Source organism: Chitinophagales bacterium, from assembly GCA_020635995.1.
Taxonomy (GTDB): Bacteria; Bacteroidota; Bacteroidia; order Chitinophagales; family UBA8649; genus JAFMKE01.
Genome location: JACJYS010000002.1, coordinates 314120 through 328879, shown reverse-complemented (window position 1 = coordinate 328879; position 14760 = coordinate 314120). Strand labels below are relative to the sequence as shown.

Below are 14760 nucleotides of genomic sequence, written 5' to 3'. Positions count from 1 at the left end.
CCTTCTTCCCCTCCTTTTCAGGTGGGGTATTATGGAATGTGAAATTATTTTTTGGAATATATATAAGTCTTAAATCTTACGTCTTATATCTTACGTCTTATATCTTATGTCTTAAATCTTACGTCTATTAAATATGCATAGCTCTATCTGCCGTAGCCGCAAAACAGGCTTCTTTAAATGCTTCGCTGTATGTAGGGTGAGGGTGGCTCATACGGCAAACATCTTCTGCACTGGCACGGTATTCCATAGCTACTACGCCTTCCATTATTAAATCGGCAGCACGGGCTCCTACTATATGAACGCCCAAAATTTCATCTGTTTCTTTATTGGCTAATATTTTAACAAAACCGTCTAAATCCATACTTGCTCTGGCACGCCCTAAGGCTCTATATGGAAATTTGCCTGTTTTGTAGTCAATTTTTTGCTCTTTCAGCTCCTCTTCTGTAGCTCCTACACTTGCCGCTTCCGGCCACGTATAGCATACACCGGGAATTAAATTGTAATGAATATGTGGTTTTTGTCCCGCCATTATTTCTGCTACATAAACGCCTTCTTCTTCGGCTTTGTGAGCCAACATAGCTCCTTTTACTACATCGCCTATTGCGTATATATTTTCTACAGCTGTTTGTAGTTTTTCATTAGTAGAAATTCTTCCTCTTTCATCTGTTTTTAAGCCTACATTTTCAAGCCCCAAACCTTCGGTATAAGGTTTTCTGCCCACTGCTACTAAGCAATAATCGCCTGTGTACTCAACTGCTTCGCCTTTTTTATTTTCAGCTTTTACAGTTACAGTTTTTCCTTTAGCACTCACATCAGTAACTTTTGTGCTTAATTCAAACTTCATTCCTTGTTTGCTTAAAAATCTTTTCAGCTCTTTGCTAATGTCGCTATCCATGGTAGGTGTTAATCTGTCGGCATATTCTATTACCGTTACTTCGCTACCCAAGCGATGATACACTGAGCCTAATTCTAAACCAATAATTCCACCTCCGATAATGACAAATTTCTTTGGAATTTCTGATAAAGCTAAAGCTTCTGTAGAAGAAATAATGCGTTTTTTGTCAAATTTAGCAAAGGGTAATTCTACGGGTTTTGAACCTGTGGCTATGATAATTTTATCTGCTTTAATTTCGTCTTTGCCATTTATAGTTATGGTGTTTTTATCTTTAAACGAACCTATGCCTGTTATTACATCAATTTTATTTTTGTTCATTAAAAAAGCAACGCCATCGCAAGTTTGTTTTACCACAGCACTTTTTCTATCTATCATTTTTTTAAAATCAATGCTACTACCTTTTACTTCTATGCCGTGTTCTGCAAATTCGTGTTGCATTTTATGATAATGCTCTGAACTATCTAACAAAGCTTTGCTTGGAATGCACCCTACATTTAAACAAGTGCCTCCTAAAGTGTTATATTTTTCAATTATAGCGGTTTTAAATCCTAATTGAGCACATCTAATAGCGGCAACATATCCACCAGGGCCTGAACCAATTATTGCAACATCGTATTTTGACATTTTTTTCCTTTTTTTATTTACTGCAAAGGTAAAGGTTATTAAATAATTGTAGGCTAATAATTATTAATTTTTAAGGGAATATAGAATTATACGTGCCTACTAAAAACCAATAAGCCTTAGACATTGCGTCTAAGGCTTATTGTAACTAACCAATTATGAAAAAGTATTTCGTTAAGTATAAAACCTAACTCACTATCTACTTAATAAGTCAAAGGTACAACCATTTTTTTATTTCTGTGTGATAAATGGCACATAACTTAATTTTTTGTTGTTAAGTAATCTTAAAATGAGCCATCTCGTACTTTTACTACGCCTTTTATATTATATATCACGTAGTTTGTAAAGTTCTCATCTGCCTCAAAACCAGTACCGTATATAACTTCATCATTTGTATATATTTTTACAAACTCATCGGAGCGTATTTTTTTATCAGTTTTATTCCAAAATAATTTTTCGGCATTTAATTTTTCTCCTTTGCTATTAACTATTTGCACATCTCCGGTTACTTCTAAGTTATCGCTATTATCTCCCATTGTACCTTTATTGGCACTTAAAGTACTTTCTATTTTTCCCTCTTGGTCGTAAACATAAAGTTTAAGTCCATCTGGAAATTCGGTGTAAGGTGTATCGGGTGGCAAATAAGCGTACCTTATAGCCGTAGGGCCTTCTATTTTTATGGTAGGCACGGCATCTTCGGTAAATAGTATGCTTACATCTTCGCCTTTTTCTATGCTTACAAATTTTTCGCTGGTTACTTCTTTTACTTCTTCTAAATCATTGGTGCAAGCCCATAAGAAGAGCAAAAGTATAAAAACAACAAACCGATAGCTTTTGAGTGCTATCGGTAAGTTAAATTTATTTAGCATTTTTAATACTTTATTAATCACTTGATCTTACTGTTGTAGTTACGCCCATCCAGCAACCTATTGAATAAGAACCGCCTTCTGTTACATCTGGACGTAAGAATATGTCAGATTTTGAAGGCATATACTGCCAGTATTTATTTATTAGGTTTTGAGCTTCTGTAGCTACACTTGGGTCTATATTTTTAGCTTTGTTCCATTGGTCTATAGCTGCCCATACTACTACTTGGCTATCCCAGCCTGTGCCGGGGCCACATTTAGAGCCACTTGCAGCATACAATCTTCCTATTAAAATGTAAGGGTCGCCCCAGCCGCCACGCATATCTGCTGCTTTATTGGCGTAGGTTCTTGCTGAGCTAAAATCGCCTTTTGCTTGATAAAACTGAGCTATAGTAAGCAAGTTTTGTGCTTTTGTGTTAGCATCGGTTTCACTTTCATTAGCTTCTTGTATATATTTTATAGCTTTTGAGTAATTGCCATTTTCACTTGCTTTTTTAGCTAAGAAAGTAGCTAAAGCAGAACTTGGTTGTTGCTCATACACTTTTTCTGCTACAGGGAAAAATAACTCGTGGTCATACAGTTTTGCAGCTTTAAGCATTTTATATACTTTTATTTGAGTAGATAAACTGTTAGGGTCTGCATTGTATTTTTTAGTAGCTAAATTGCCAATAGTTGTAGGATCTAAGTAGCCATATTTTTCCATAAAGTCAAACACTTTATCTGAAGCTCCTTTGTATTTTCCTACATCATTGCCTTTTTGCATATTGTAGTCTGCTATATCGTTTATTTGGTCAAATACATCAAACACTTCTTCTTCATCTATGGTTTTTGCACCTTTATTTACTTTTATAGCCATATACATATAAGGTACTAAAAATGCTGAACTGATGTCTAATTTGCTTGTTCCTTCTTCCTCATCAAAAGCTTTTACGGTGTTTTTAAACATTTCATATACTAATGCTTCATTTCCGTCATTTCTATATTTATACCAGTCAAAAGCTTTACGCATGGTAAGGTCGGCAGATTTTCCAAAACAGTTCATTCTTATATCGTAGATAGAAAGTAGCGTATCTTCATAAGCTCTTTTTCTGTCTTCGTTTGTTTCTGCTTCTAAAAGTGCTTCGTATATATCTTTTGCATCGTAGTGCAAATATACTTTAGCACCAGGAGCATGATAATAAGCATATTTCCAGCCCGGATAGGCATCTTTATAATACTTTAGTTTTGTAGCAAGGTCTTTTTGGTCATCGCCTTGCTTTTTAAACTCACGGTATAATGAGATATTGGTAATTGTTCTCACGCTGTCTGCTCCATAAGTTGGTCCTCCACAGTTTTTACTTACGGCATCTATTATTGATTGAACTCTTGCTTTTGCATCTTGGGCTTGCGTGTTAAATGCAAATCCAAGTATAAAGGCTACTATTGATATTTTTTTCATTGTTTTCATCTTAATCAAATTTTCGTTTTATAAACCATCTATCGCTTAAAGCGTAGGTAAGGGTTAATTTATAATAATTTTCTTTGTAAGTATTGATATCGGCTATTCCTCTTCTGCCTATCTCCATGGCTAAGTTTATTTTGTTTCTTGAGCCACTGCCGGTAACTTTACCTAACGGTAATCCAAATCCAAATGTCATGCCAAACTCGGGAACGCCTTTGCCAGCGTGGGTTACATACGATTTTCCGAACTGTGCTCCCAGCCTATAATTGACTTGTTTTGCATAATTATTACTTCTAAAATCGGGTTTTATTTCGCCACCTATTTTTAATTGCCATAAATTATTTAGTGGCGTATTATTAATTTTGCTATTGTAGCTTTTCCAATTTTCAAAATGGAAATCTGCTCCTGCTGTCCACCACAATTCATTGCCTATGGTAAACCCTAAACCAAAATATGCCGGTAATTTTGTTTGCACTTTTTGATTATAAAATCCTCCCGAAGCGGAATCTATAGGATATTGCTCTTGAGTATAAGGGTCTGTTTTGCTGGAAATATTATATTTTGAATGTGCACTTTTTATGTTTATAGGTGGAGCACCGTAAGCTCCCACGGTCATATAAACAGGAATTTTATCTTTATCTTGATTTTCTAATTTGCTTATTTTAAAAGTGTATTGCACTCCAAAATCTGCTGTAAAATCTTTTAAATTTAGCTCATTGTGTACAGAGGTGTTAATATTGCTAGTGGTGTCTTTTAATAAAATCTCTTGACTTTCGTCTAAACCACCAAAAACGAAACCTGCATTAACTCCAAATCTGAAATTTTTGTATTCAAATCCATTTCCCCAAAATACTTTGTATGTAGAGCCTTTTCCTAAATTATTGTAGGTATAGCTTGTCCCATCGTCTGTTAAAGTATTGCTATAATTGTATTTTTTATAGCTAAAAGGTGTTAAGCCAAATGCCATTCCCCAATGGTTCATAATAACCGGAAAACCTAAGGCTACATTATTTATTCCTCCATTTACGCTTCCTGCTATTTGAGCAGAATCTGATGAAATAGTATTGCCATACATTTGTAAGCCTATATTGAAATTAGTGTATTGCATTGCTGCATAAGAGGCAGGGTTTAAATAATTAATTTCTCGGCTGTTGGTATATCCGGCAGAAATTCCACCCATTGCTTTATTGGCTGAAAACACAGGATTGAACATATTGCCTATGCCAAAACGGCTGTGTGGCGAAAAGGTTTGGGCAAATGATGTACTGCCTAAAACAACCAATATAATTGTATAGACAAGGGTTTTAAAATTACTCTGCATTATAGTTTAATATTCTATTTAGGCCTATGGCTTGTAAATTTTGTTCGGCAAATATCTTATTTTTAGTATTTAATTCAAACATTTTCATATCTCCACCAGTTAATAATACTGTTAAATCTTCAAAATTAAGCCTAAAATTATCAATTGTAGCATTAATTTCTGCAAAAGCTCCATTGTAAATTCCACTTTCCATACTTTCTTTAGTAGTTTTTCCAATAATGGGGAAACTACCTTCTTTTTTTAGGTTTAATAACGGCAATTTGTCGGTAAAGGTATGTAAAGATTGTAATCTTATTGTCAAACCCGGAGATATTATGCCTCCTTGGTAGGTATTGTTTTGGTCTATTAAGTCAATAGTTATGCAAGTTCCGGCACTAATTATCAGGCAGTTTTTATTGGGGTAAAGTGTGTTTGCTCCCACAGCTAAAGCTATTCTATCTGTACCTAAAGTTTCGGGAGTTTTATAGTTAATTTTTATAGGCAATTTTATTTCATGACTCATTTTAACAAAATAATGCGTAGCCATTTGTAAAGTATCAGAAATATTTGCTGAACTTGATATTATTCCTCTATCAAAACTAAAAGATTTTATGGTTTGAATTATGTATTGTTCTTCCTCATTAAAAAAACTGTGTCTTTTTATAAGAACATCTTTGTTGAATGCAAAAATTTTAGTTTTGGTATTTCCTCTGTCTATTATGCCATTCATTGTTGGTTAGTTATTTGTGTGTTATTTTACCTTAACACCATTTTCAAAAGCTACTACATAAGCATATTTATGCCCGTTTCTTTTTACATCTAAACAAAAGTCATTAGCACGTTTTAAGTTTTTAAAATTGCCTATTACATAGTGGTAATAATCGCCTTCTTTGTAGGTTTCGTATCCTCTAAGATGTTTGTAATACTCTGTATCTATAGGAATTTCTCTTCTTAAACTTAAAAACTGAACTTTGTAAATAATCCCTTCATTATATATAGGCTCGCTGGCTATATCTTCTTCATTGTCTTCTACATTTGAAGCTGAAAGTAGGTGATTGTTAATTTCTAATCTGAAATTTTTGCTTTCGTTTAGCGGTCTTCTGGTTACGGTTAGCACTTCGGCTACATCGTCTATAATTTCATCATTTATTTCGTATTCTATTTCATCAATAGCTCCACTAAATTTTCTTCTTACTTTTTCGGCTGCACTTCTCATCCAGTGTATTTCTGTAGCACTTATAGGCACGTTTATATTGCTTTTTTCTACCTGCGAAACGGGCATTATGGCATATCTTGTTTTGTTTCCGTCTTCGTACATGGCGGTGTATGTGCTTATAAATCCATCGTCTTCTATTTCTACCGTATTTGTTTTTTTATCTTTTTTAAGTACTATTTCTATTATGCATGAGCTGTTAAATAAAGGTTCTGTAGAGGTGCTTACAAAATCGCCTAATGAATATAACACTATGTTTTTCTTTACTCTGTTTGCCAATATTTCGCCACTAACGCTTACGTTTTGTACGGTATTTGGTCCAGAACCCACTACCATATCTGCTCCTGCATTTAAACAAATATCTGCCAGATTTTTTTGATTTACGTTTTCTCTACTCTGATATTCATTACCCCAGTTTAAATAAACTATTATAAACTCAGCACCATTGTTTATAGCTCGCAGTATGTCTTTTTTTATAATATCCTCTTGCACACCGTTAACTACGGGTGATACTCCTGTGTAATAGGGAAGTGGATCCATATAGTTTAAAAAGGCTACAGTTATATCGTCTTTTTTTATAAGCGTAGGGTTTCTTTGTCTTCTATCTTTGTCGTGTTCAAAAGAGCCTATTTGATTGATATGAAGGCTATCTAAATATTTTTTATTTGCCAGCCAAGGCTCTATATCTTGATTAACAGCGGCACTATTGGCATTCATTAAAAAATTAAATCCGGCATATTTTAAAGCTATACCGTATTCGCTGGGAGCATTATTGGTTTTGCCGTCTAAAAAATTGCTGTCTATGCCAAAAGAGTTGCCTGCATTTCCTATCACTATATCGCCTAAGTTTAAAATAGGGCGTATGTAATGAAAAACGTGTTGAAAATCGTAGGTTTTAGATTTTTCAGAATAAGAAGAATTTAAAATTTCTTTGGTTAAAGTAACATCTCCAACTATCATTAATTTTAAAAAGCTGGCAGAATCGTTATCTACATATTTCAACTGTCCTTTTGCGGTAATACAACTAACTATTAATATAGTTATCAGCCAAAGCTTGAATTTCATCTGAGGTGTATGTTTTAGATTTTAAATTATCAATTGTAGCTTTTAACATGGCTTTAGCCACATTTTCTGCTTTTATACTTCTATATTTTTTTAGCCCGCCTACTAATAGAAAATCTAATTTAGGCATTATAGCTATGGCTATACTTTCGCCTAATCTATGTTCTGCTCTATTTCCTACTAATAATGAAGGCTGAAAAATATTTAAGGTGTCAAAATTAAGTTTTTTTAATTCGTCTTCCAATTTACCTTTTATTTTATTATAAAAAATACTGGAATGGCTGTCTGCTCCCATGGCACTAATGATACTAAAAGCTGAAGATTTAGTGTTTTTGGCTAATTGCAAAGGATACTGAAAATCTACTTGTTCAAATTTTTGCTGCGAACCTGCTTTTTTAATAGTTGTACCTAAGCAACAAAAGGTAGCATCTATTTTAGGAAGATTTTGGTAGGCGTTATTATCGTTAAAATCAAAAATTATTTCTTCTAATTTAGGATGATTTATCTGCTGAGTTTTTCGTACCAAAGTATAAACTTTTGCTACGGAATTATTTTCAAGCATTAGTTGTAGCAGTTGATTTCCTACTAAGCCACTTGAGCCTGCAATTAAAAGTGTTTTTTTCATGGATTTCAAAGATAGCAATTTAGTTGGATAGAAAAATTTTATGGCTATTCGTTTTTATACCAATAATTTATGCTTTAATATAACAGTTTGGGACATCTAAGTAATTTCAGTTTGTATTTTTTTACCTTTGTCTTGACACAAAGGTAACCAAACTTGCCTGCCGGCAGACAGGGGTCAAGACTGTAATCAAAAACACTAAAATGCTATAAAACAGACGATGACAAATTAATGTATGCTCAATTTTAGTTTTCCTAAAGTATTTTTATTTGTAGGAGCATACTAATTTGTCTGTTTACTGTTTTATAATTTCATTCATTTTGGATGTCTGTTTTACATCATTTCTTAACGTATTTTTGATTAAGGTCATAATGGGTCGCTGAAAACTTAGTACGATTCTCATACTGCCGTATAGCAGATTTTGTAACTTTTTTATTAAAGAAAAGTTAATGTAAAATACTTCATGGGTAATATTACGAATAGGCATAAAAAATTTATTTAAAAATTAGGAATTAATCATTCAGCAATAAAGCTACCTTTGTCGGCATGGAATTTTGGCAAATTGGATTAATAGCCATAGTAGGTCTTTTGGCTGGAATTATAAATACCATGGCAGGTGGTGGTTCGTTGCTAACCATGCCTATGCTTATATTTATGGGTTTAGATAGTGCTATGGCTAACGGCACTAATCGTATTGCTATTTTATTTCAAAATGCCACTTCAATAGCCGGATATAAAAGCAAAGGTTTAAGTGCAGGTAAGTTTGGGATAATACTGGGATTATTTGCTTTGGGTGGTGCTATTATTGGTTCTAAAATAGCTGTAGAGCTTAATGATGCTTTGTTTAACAAAATACTGGCAGTGGTTATGGTGGTAGTGGTAATTATGACTATTTTAAACCCGGCTTTAAAGCTAAAATCAGGAGAAGAAGTAGCACTTCGTTTGGGTGTTAAGCATCAAATTTTGGCATGTATTGCTTTGTTTTTTACGGGAATTTATGGTGGATTTATACAAGCAGGAACGGGTTTGTTTATAATGGCAGCATTGAGTTTTATTAATAAATACAACTTGCTACAAGCTAATGTGGCTAAGGCAACCATTATGCTAATTTATACCATAAGTTCATTAGCTATTTTCTTTTTAGAAGGAAAAATAAACATGGTTTATGGGTTGAGTTTAGCCGTAAGTATGTCGTTGGGGAGCTGGTGGGCAAGTAGGTGGTCGGCAGGCAGTGGGCAAAAGTACATAAAATGGTTTATGATATGCTCAGTTGTGGTAATGGCAGTAGTGTTGTGGTTTAAGTAGTTTTATGTGGGCATTGGTCTTTGGGTTATAGTTTTTTGTTCTTTCTTTTCTTTTTCTCCTTGCTATCACTTTTAAGTATTTCTTTTAATCCAATTGAAAAAGGCAGGTATATATTGAAATAATATCCTGTTTCTTCTTCATTGTCCTCTGCATTTTGGGTATATAAAATATCAAAAGGAATATTATTGTTGTAGTTTAAACTTTGTCCGATAGAGTTTAAACCCAGTTCATGCATTATAGTGTATTCATCTGATATACTTCTAACAACAAAAGCACTATCATAGCAGGTTCCATTGCCAGAATAAAACGGTAGTGATAGTAAATTGTAATAAACTGTATATGCTAATCTTGCTTTGGCAGAATCTCCTAATTGATAATAAGCTTCTCCGATATAACTAAATGGTTTAATTATGCCTGGATTATCCTTTATAATATTATTGCATTCTTCAATTACTTCTTTAAATTTTTTTTCTTCATACAAACTTTCAATAATACTATAGGCTAATGATTCTGCGTAGGGATTGTAATTGTCATAAAATGCACTTCCAAAGTATAATAAAAATAAATCTCGTATATTAACTGTAGTATCTAAATTTATACATCTTTGATTGGTTTCTACAATAACATGCTTATTGTTTAATACTTCTCCCTTTAATTCTTCTAAAGAGATGCCATAAATATAGACTTGAGCATTAGCGAATGCAATAGAAAAGAATAAAAGTAAAATGTTAAATAACCTTTTCATAACTATCAATTACTATATGTATAACTAAAATAGTTGTTAGATTATTGTGAATCGTAAATTATAAGTAGCGTTCTACTTTTTATTAATCATCATTCCCAACTTTCCTCCCAGCCATGCCATAGGAATGTACGCTAAAACTAAATCGGCTAAAATAAACCAAATAGGGGTTTGAGGAAGCATGTAAACCATAGCAATACCACCTAATAAGAAAAAAGCACCTATTATTAAGGCTAATCTTGCTTTGTATGTTGCTGCAATAATAGCCGTTAAAATAGCTCCCACTAAAACACCTACAGCATGTGCCAGCCACGGTGTAATAAAATGCTTAAAACTATATAAGTGAATATTAGCTTTTATGCTTTCCATATCATTGGGGTTTACGCCTTCCGGCAAGGGAAAATAAGGACTTCCAAATTTAATGATAAACATATTTACATAGCTGCCAACTACTAAGCCAACTAATACGGCTAAAATATTTCTAAGTATATTCATAAGGTTTTTTTAAGAATTGGTATAAAAATAGTGTTCAGAACTTTTTAAAGATACCTATTTTTAACAAACAAACGATATAAACTACTGATAAAGAGAAAATACGTAAAAAACATAAATTTAGTGAAGCAGTTAAAAAAGAAAATTACTTGTAAGTTTAAGATTGTAGCAGCTGTTTTTTATTAATTTTACAAAACCATGCAAAATATATTAATTACAGGAAGCGGAGGATACATTGGAAGCCAATTTTTATTAAAATGTATAGAAAATAAACAGCAGTTTAACAAAATTGTAGCTTTAGATATTAGAACGCCTAAAGAGGAAGATAAAATAGCGGAGGTTATTTATGTAGAAGCAGATATAAGGTCGGAAAAAATACACGAGATTGTTGCGGAATACAAAATAACAACCATTGTGCATTTGGCTGCCATTATTTCTATAACGGGACATAATAGTGCCAGTTTTGAATATGATGTAGATGTGAATGGTAGCCATAACATAATTAATGCCGCTATTAAGAATAAAGTAAAACGCTTTATTTATTCCAGCAGTGGAGCCGCTTATGGGTACTGGCCCAGTAATGTTGATTTGGTTTTAACAGAAGATATGAAGATGCTGGGCAATAAAGACATTCCCTATAGTTATCATAAATATTTAGTAGAAGAAAGATTAAAAGCAGTACGAAAATCGCATCCCGAAATGGAGCAGTTTGTTTTTAGAGTGGGTACTATTTTAGGAGAAAACACTAAAAATCCGATAACGGATTATTTAAAGAAGCCTAAATTGCTTTGTATAAAAGGTTATCCAAGTGCCTTTGTAGCTATATGGGATAAAGACTTAGTAAATATATTGTTTAAAGCTACGCAAGACGGTAAATCGGGTATTTATAACGTGGCAGGTACAGGAAGTATTCCTACGCAAGAATTGGCAACTTTTTTAGGCAAGCCGGCACAAGTGCTTCCTGTTTGGTTATTAAAATTGGCTTTTGCAGTTTTACGTCCTTTGCGTTTAATTCCTTATGGCCCTGAGAGTTTAAAATTTATACAATACCGTCCTGTTTTAAGTAATGAAAAGTTAAAAACCGAATTTGCTTACACTCCTGAAAAAACTACTAAAGAAGTTTTTGAGTTTTGGAAAAAGTATAATCTTTAAACCTGAGTTCTATTAATATTTATACGAACAGGCATTGAATAAAACAAAAAATCCGAGCTTTTGCTCGGATTTTTTTGTTGCTAATTTTTTTCTTACTGAACTTCTAAAAGTTCAACATCAAAAATTAAGTTAGCTTTAGCAGGAATAACCGGTGGTCTTCCCATTTCGCCATAAGCTAATTTGTAAGGTATAATTAAAGTAGCTTTGCCACCTTCTTTCATTAGTTGCAGTCCTTCTGTCCAGCCTGGTATTACTTGGTTTAAACCAAAAGTTATCGGCTCGCCTCTCTGTATAGAACTGTCAAAAATAGTTCCGTCCATAAGTTTGCCTTCATAATGTACTTTCACTTTACTTGTTGCAAAAGGTTTAGCACCTTCGCCTTCTTCTGTTATTACGTAGTACAAACCGCTTGCTGTTTGCTTAGCGTTAGGATAATTTTGCTTAACAAAGTTAATGTAGGCTTCTGCTTCTTTTTTGGCTTTTTCTTCCTGTGCTTTTACTAAAGCTACTTTAGCTTCTTCAAAAACTGTAGGAGCATCAAATTTCTCAGCTTCTTTTCCTTCGCGTATTATTTTAATGCTTTTAATTTCATCGCCTTGCAAAGTTGTATTAACTATATCTTGCCCTTCTACCACTTCGCCAAAAACAGTGTGTTTGCCGTCAAGCCAAGGTGTAGGTACTATAGTTATAAAAAACTGACTTCCATTTGTTCCAGCTCCTGCGTTTGCCATAGATAAAATTCCCGGTTTATCATGTTTTAAGCTATCTACTATTTCATCAGGGAATTGATAGCCCGGGCCACCCATTCCGGTTCCCTGTGGGTCGCCACCTTGTATCATAAAATCTTGTGGGCTACCTTGAGCCTTGCTTATCACTCTATGAAATTTAGTGCCGTCATAATAAGGAACACCTAATTCTTTAGCTTCATTTTTCATTTTTCCTTCTGCCAGTGCCACAAAATTAGCAACTGTCATTGGCGTTTCTTTAAAAAATAATTTTACTTTAATTACACCTCTATTGGTGGTTATTTCTGCATACATATTTGCATCTTTTTTATTGCCGCTAGCCATAGCTACGCTACTTATAGTAAGCACTATTAGCAAGCTTAAGGTTTTAAAATAATTCATAAGTTTAATTTTATTTAGATTTTAGATGTAAAGAGAAAACTGTGCCAGTTATAAATCTGTGAGAATCTCAATACTCAATTCTAATATCTATTCTCCTACTTTCAATAATTCTACATCAAAAATTAAAGTAGAACCCGGTTTAATTACATCTCCCATAGCTCTATCGCCATAAGCTAAGTTTGAAGGAATATAAAAACGATATTTAGCACCTTCTTTCATTAATTGTAAGCCTTCTGTCCAGCCTGCTATTACTTGGTTTAATGGGAATGTAGCCGGTTCGCCTCTTTCTACAGAGCTGTCAAATACAGTTCCGTCTGTTAAAGTACCGTGGTAGTGTACGGTTACTACGTCTTCGGCTGTTGGGGTAGCTCCTGTACCTTCTTTAATTACTTCGTATTGCAAACCACTTGGAGTAGTAACAACACCTGCTTTTTTAGCATTTTCAGCTAAGAATTTTTCTCCTTCACCTTTAGCTACTTGTGCTTTAGCACTTTCTTTTGCCATCATCACTTCGTTTATATACGTGCCGGCCACTTCTGCTGTCATTATAGCATTGTCGCTATATACACCTTCCATACCTTTAGCAAAAGCTTCATAGTTAATGGTTTCAAATCCACCACGTTTTGCGTTTTCGCCTATGTTTACACCTAATGCGTAGCTTAAGCTGTCTGTTTCGTTGCTTAAAGTTACTTCGCCAGAGTTACTTTTGCTATTACTTTCTTTGCAAGAAGTAAAAAATATAGCGTTAATTAATACAACTAACACTAATAAAATTGATTGTTTTTTCATTTTTAGTTTTAATTTATTTTAATAAGAGTTGCAAATATAAGTATATGCTAATCAAAAAGAGCAGATAGTTTTTAAGTATTGTTAAAAATGAATTAAATCTTTTAAAAATTTATCCTCAGTTTCTTCTAAATTAAGAAAAGAAACTCCTCCTGCTGCATTTTTGTGTCCTCCGCCACTAAAATAAGTTCGGGCAAAAGTGCTTACATCTATATCGCCTTTTGACCTAAATGAAAGTTTAACCTTATCTGCATCTTCTTTAAATAATACCGATACTTCTATGTCATTTATTTTCATGGGTTCGTTAACTAAGCCCTCAGTACCACCGGTTTGTATATTAAAACGATAAATATCTTCTTGACTTAATATTATGTACGCCAATTTTTTATCGGCTACAATTTTCATTTTTTCAGAAATAGCATAGCCAAAAAATTGAAGTCGGCTTAAATTAAAGCTGTTATTTATGTGGTTGTGTACTATATCGGGTTGCACACCTGCTTGCATAAGCTGTGCCGCTTGATTATGCACTTTAGGCGTAGTTGATGAAAATTGAAAATTTCCGGTATCGGTTAATATACCAGTATATAAACAGTACGCAATATCTTCGTTTAAAAAGTTTGATTTATCATAATTTTGAATAAAATCAAAAACCAACTCGCAAGTAGAACTGGCACCTACCACGCTTAAATTTATGTTTTGCCACGTAGGTTTTCCAATGTGGTGGTCTATTAAAATTTTGTAGGTAGTACTTTTATTTATAGCTTCTTCCATTTTAGCTGTTCTGTGCGGTTCGTTATAATCTAAACAGAAAAGAATGTCGGCATTTTGTATAAGTGTTTTGCCATTTTCATCTTCCTCAAAAATTACAATTTTATCAGAATCGGGTAGCCATTTTAAAAAATTAGGGAAAGCATTAGGAACAACAACGGTAGATTTTATTCCTTTTAATTTCAAAAAATGATATAAACCCAAAGAACTTCCTATGGCATCACCATCTGGGCTAACGTGGGTGGTTATAACTATAGATTTTGCCTTAGATAATTTATCTTTTATATTATTTATTGACATGGTGCAAAGATAATGTTTCTGCTTGTCATTATTAGCGGAGTGAAGAATCTTGTTATTCGCTACCAAAA

14 protein-coding genes are annotated in these 14760 nt (G+C 33.5%); 2 read left to right on the top strand and 12 right to left on the bottom strand.

Features of this window, described 5'->3' with window-relative positions; genetic code table 11:
- Positions 1–127: 127 nt before the first annotated feature.
- From lpdA to H6578_05440, 7 genes are all read right to left on the bottom strand, one after another.
- The gene (gene lpdA, locus H6578_05470) at positions 128–1519 is read right to left on the bottom strand and encodes a dihydrolipoyl dehydrogenase (GenBank protein ID MCB9226600.1); all 1392 of its coding nucleotides are present in this window, start codon (positions 1517–1519) and stop codon (positions 128–130) included.
- Between the two features lie 281 nt (positions 1520–1800).
- The gene (lptC, locus tag H6578_05465; protein MCB9226599.1) at positions 1801–2385 is read right to left on the bottom strand and encodes an LPS export ABC transporter periplasmic protein LptC; all 585 of its coding nucleotides are present in this window, start codon (positions 2383–2385) and stop codon (positions 1801–1803) included.
- Positions 2386–2398: 13 nt separating this feature from the next.
- Positions 2399–3820, bottom strand: coding sequence for a tetratricopeptide repeat protein (locus H6578_05460; protein MCB9226598.1), 1422 nt, complete (start codon positions 3818–3820; stop codon positions 2399–2401).
- A gap of 10 nt (positions 3821–3830) precedes the next feature.
- Complete coding sequence (locus H6578_05455) at positions 3831–5144, bottom strand: hypothetical protein (protein ID MCB9226597.1); 1314 nt, start codon at positions 5142–5144, stop codon at positions 3831–3833.
- Positions 5134–5853 carry a type III pantothenate kinase gene (locus H6578_05450; protein MCB9226596.1) on the bottom strand — a complete coding sequence of 240 codons (720 nt, stop codon included), beginning with the start codon at positions 5851–5853 and terminating at the stop codon, positions 5134–5136. Before H6578_05450 ends, H6578_05455 begins: the two co-directional genes overlap by 11 nt.
- 21 nt (positions 5854–5874) lie before the next feature.
- Positions 5875–7401 carry a CapA family protein gene (locus H6578_05445; protein ID MCB9226595.1) on the bottom strand — a complete coding sequence of 509 codons (1527 nt, stop codon included), beginning with the start codon at positions 7399–7401 and terminating at the stop codon, positions 5875–5877.
- Entirely contained in the window at positions 7361–8023 is a 663-nt protein-coding gene (locus H6578_05440; GenBank protein ID MCB9226594.1) for an oxidoreductase, read from the bottom strand. The genes H6578_05445 and H6578_05440 overlap by 41 nt, the downstream gene beginning before the upstream one ends.
- A gap of 543 nt (positions 8024–8566) precedes the next feature.
- Here H6578_05440 and H6578_05435 point away from each other — a divergent pair.
- A complete protein-coding gene (locus H6578_05435; GenBank protein MCB9226593.1) occupies positions 8567–9325 on the top strand; it encodes a sulfite exporter TauE/SafE family protein in 759 nt (252 codons plus the stop codon).
- A gap of 25 nt (positions 9326–9350) precedes the next feature.
- On the opposite strand, the gene H6578_05430 is transcribed toward H6578_05435, so the two are convergent.
- Both H6578_05430 and H6578_05425 read right to left on the bottom strand, forming a co-directional pair.
- The gene (locus tag H6578_05430) at positions 9351–10070 is read right to left on the bottom strand and encodes a DUF4919 domain-containing protein (protein ID MCB9226592.1); all 720 of its coding nucleotides are present in this window, start codon (positions 10068–10070) and stop codon (positions 9351–9353) included.
- Between the two features lie 72 nt (positions 10071–10142).
- Complete coding sequence (locus tag H6578_05425; protein MCB9226591.1) at positions 10143–10562, bottom strand: hypothetical protein; 420 nt, start codon at positions 10560–10562, stop codon at positions 10143–10145.
- Positions 10563–10757: 195 nt separating this feature from the next.
- Between H6578_05425 and H6578_05420 the strand changes: the two genes are divergently transcribed.
- Positions 10758–11711, top strand: a complete 954-nt coding sequence (locus tag H6578_05420; protein ID MCB9226590.1) for an NAD-dependent epimerase/dehydratase family protein — start codon at positions 10758–10760, stop codon at positions 11709–11711.
- A gap of 92 nt (positions 11712–11803) precedes the next feature.
- Here the strand turns inward: H6578_05420 and H6578_05415 are convergent, their stop codons facing one another.
- The 3 genes from H6578_05415 to H6578_05405 all read right to left on the bottom strand — a co-directional run bounded on the left by H6578_05415 (position 11804) and on the right by H6578_05405 (position 14692).
- Positions 11804–12838 (bottom strand): peptidylprolyl isomerase, encoded by a 1035-nt coding sequence (locus tag H6578_05415; protein MCB9226589.1) that lies wholly within the window; start codon positions 12836–12838, stop codon positions 11804–11806.
- 87 nt (positions 12839–12925) lie between these two features.
- A complete protein-coding gene (locus tag H6578_05410; protein ID MCB9226588.1) occupies positions 12926–13627 on the bottom strand; it encodes an FKBP-type peptidyl-prolyl cis-trans isomerase in 702 nt (233 codons plus the stop codon).
- 81 nt (positions 13628–13708) lie between these two features.
- Positions 13709–14692 carry a bifunctional oligoribonuclease/PAP phosphatase NrnA gene (locus H6578_05405; protein MCB9226587.1) on the bottom strand — a complete coding sequence of 328 codons (984 nt, stop codon included), beginning with the start codon at positions 14690–14692 and terminating at the stop codon, positions 13709–13711.
- Positions 14693–14760 lie beyond the last annotated feature (68 nt).

Coding starts and splice junctions, on each gene's coding strand:
- lpdA (MCB9226600.1), bottom strand. CDS start 1,519: ATGTCAAAATACGATGTTGCAATAATTGGTTCAGGCCCTGGTGGATAT.
- lptC (MCB9226599.1), bottom strand. CDS start 2,385: ATGCTAAATAAATTTAACTTACCGATAGCACTCAAAAGCTATCGGTTT.
- H6578_05460 (MCB9226598.1), bottom strand. CDS start 3,820: ATGAAAAAAATATCAATAGTAGCCTTTATACTTGGATTTGCATTTAAC.
- H6578_05455 (MCB9226597.1), bottom strand. CDS start 5,144: ATGCAGAGTAATTTTAAAACCCTTGTCTATACAATTATATTGGTTGTT.
- H6578_05450 (MCB9226596.1), bottom strand. CDS start 5,853: ATGAATGGCATAATAGACAGAGGAAATACCAAAACTAAAATTTTTGCA.
- H6578_05445 (MCB9226595.1), bottom strand. CDS start 7,401: ATGAAATTCAAGCTTTGGCTGATAACTATATTAATAGTTAGTTGTATT.
- H6578_05440 (MCB9226594.1), bottom strand. CDS start 8,023: ATGAAAAAAACACTTTTAATTGCAGGCTCAAGTGGCTTAGTAGGAAAT.
- H6578_05435 (MCB9226593.1), top strand. CDS start 8,567: ATGGAATTTTGGCAAATTGGATTAATAGCCATAGTAGGTCTTTTGGCT.
- H6578_05430 (MCB9226592.1), bottom strand. CDS start 10,070: ATGAAAAGGTTATTTAACATTTTACTTTTATTCTTTTCTATTGCATTC.
- H6578_05425 (MCB9226591.1), bottom strand. CDS start 10,562: ATGAATATACTTAGAAATATTTTAGCCGTATTAGTTGGCTTAGTAGTT.
- H6578_05420 (MCB9226590.1), top strand. CDS start 10,758: ATGCAAAATATATTAATTACAGGAAGCGGAGGATACATTGGAAGCCAA.
- H6578_05415 (MCB9226589.1), bottom strand. CDS start 12,838: ATGAATTATTTTAAAACCTTAAGCTTGCTAATAGTGCTTACTATAAGT.
- H6578_05410 (MCB9226588.1), bottom strand. CDS start 13,627: ATGAAAAAACAATCAATTTTATTAGTGTTAGTTGTATTAATTAACGCT.
- H6578_05405 (MCB9226587.1), bottom strand. CDS start 14,692: ATGTCAATAAATAATATAAAAGATAAATTATCTAAGGCAAAATCTATA.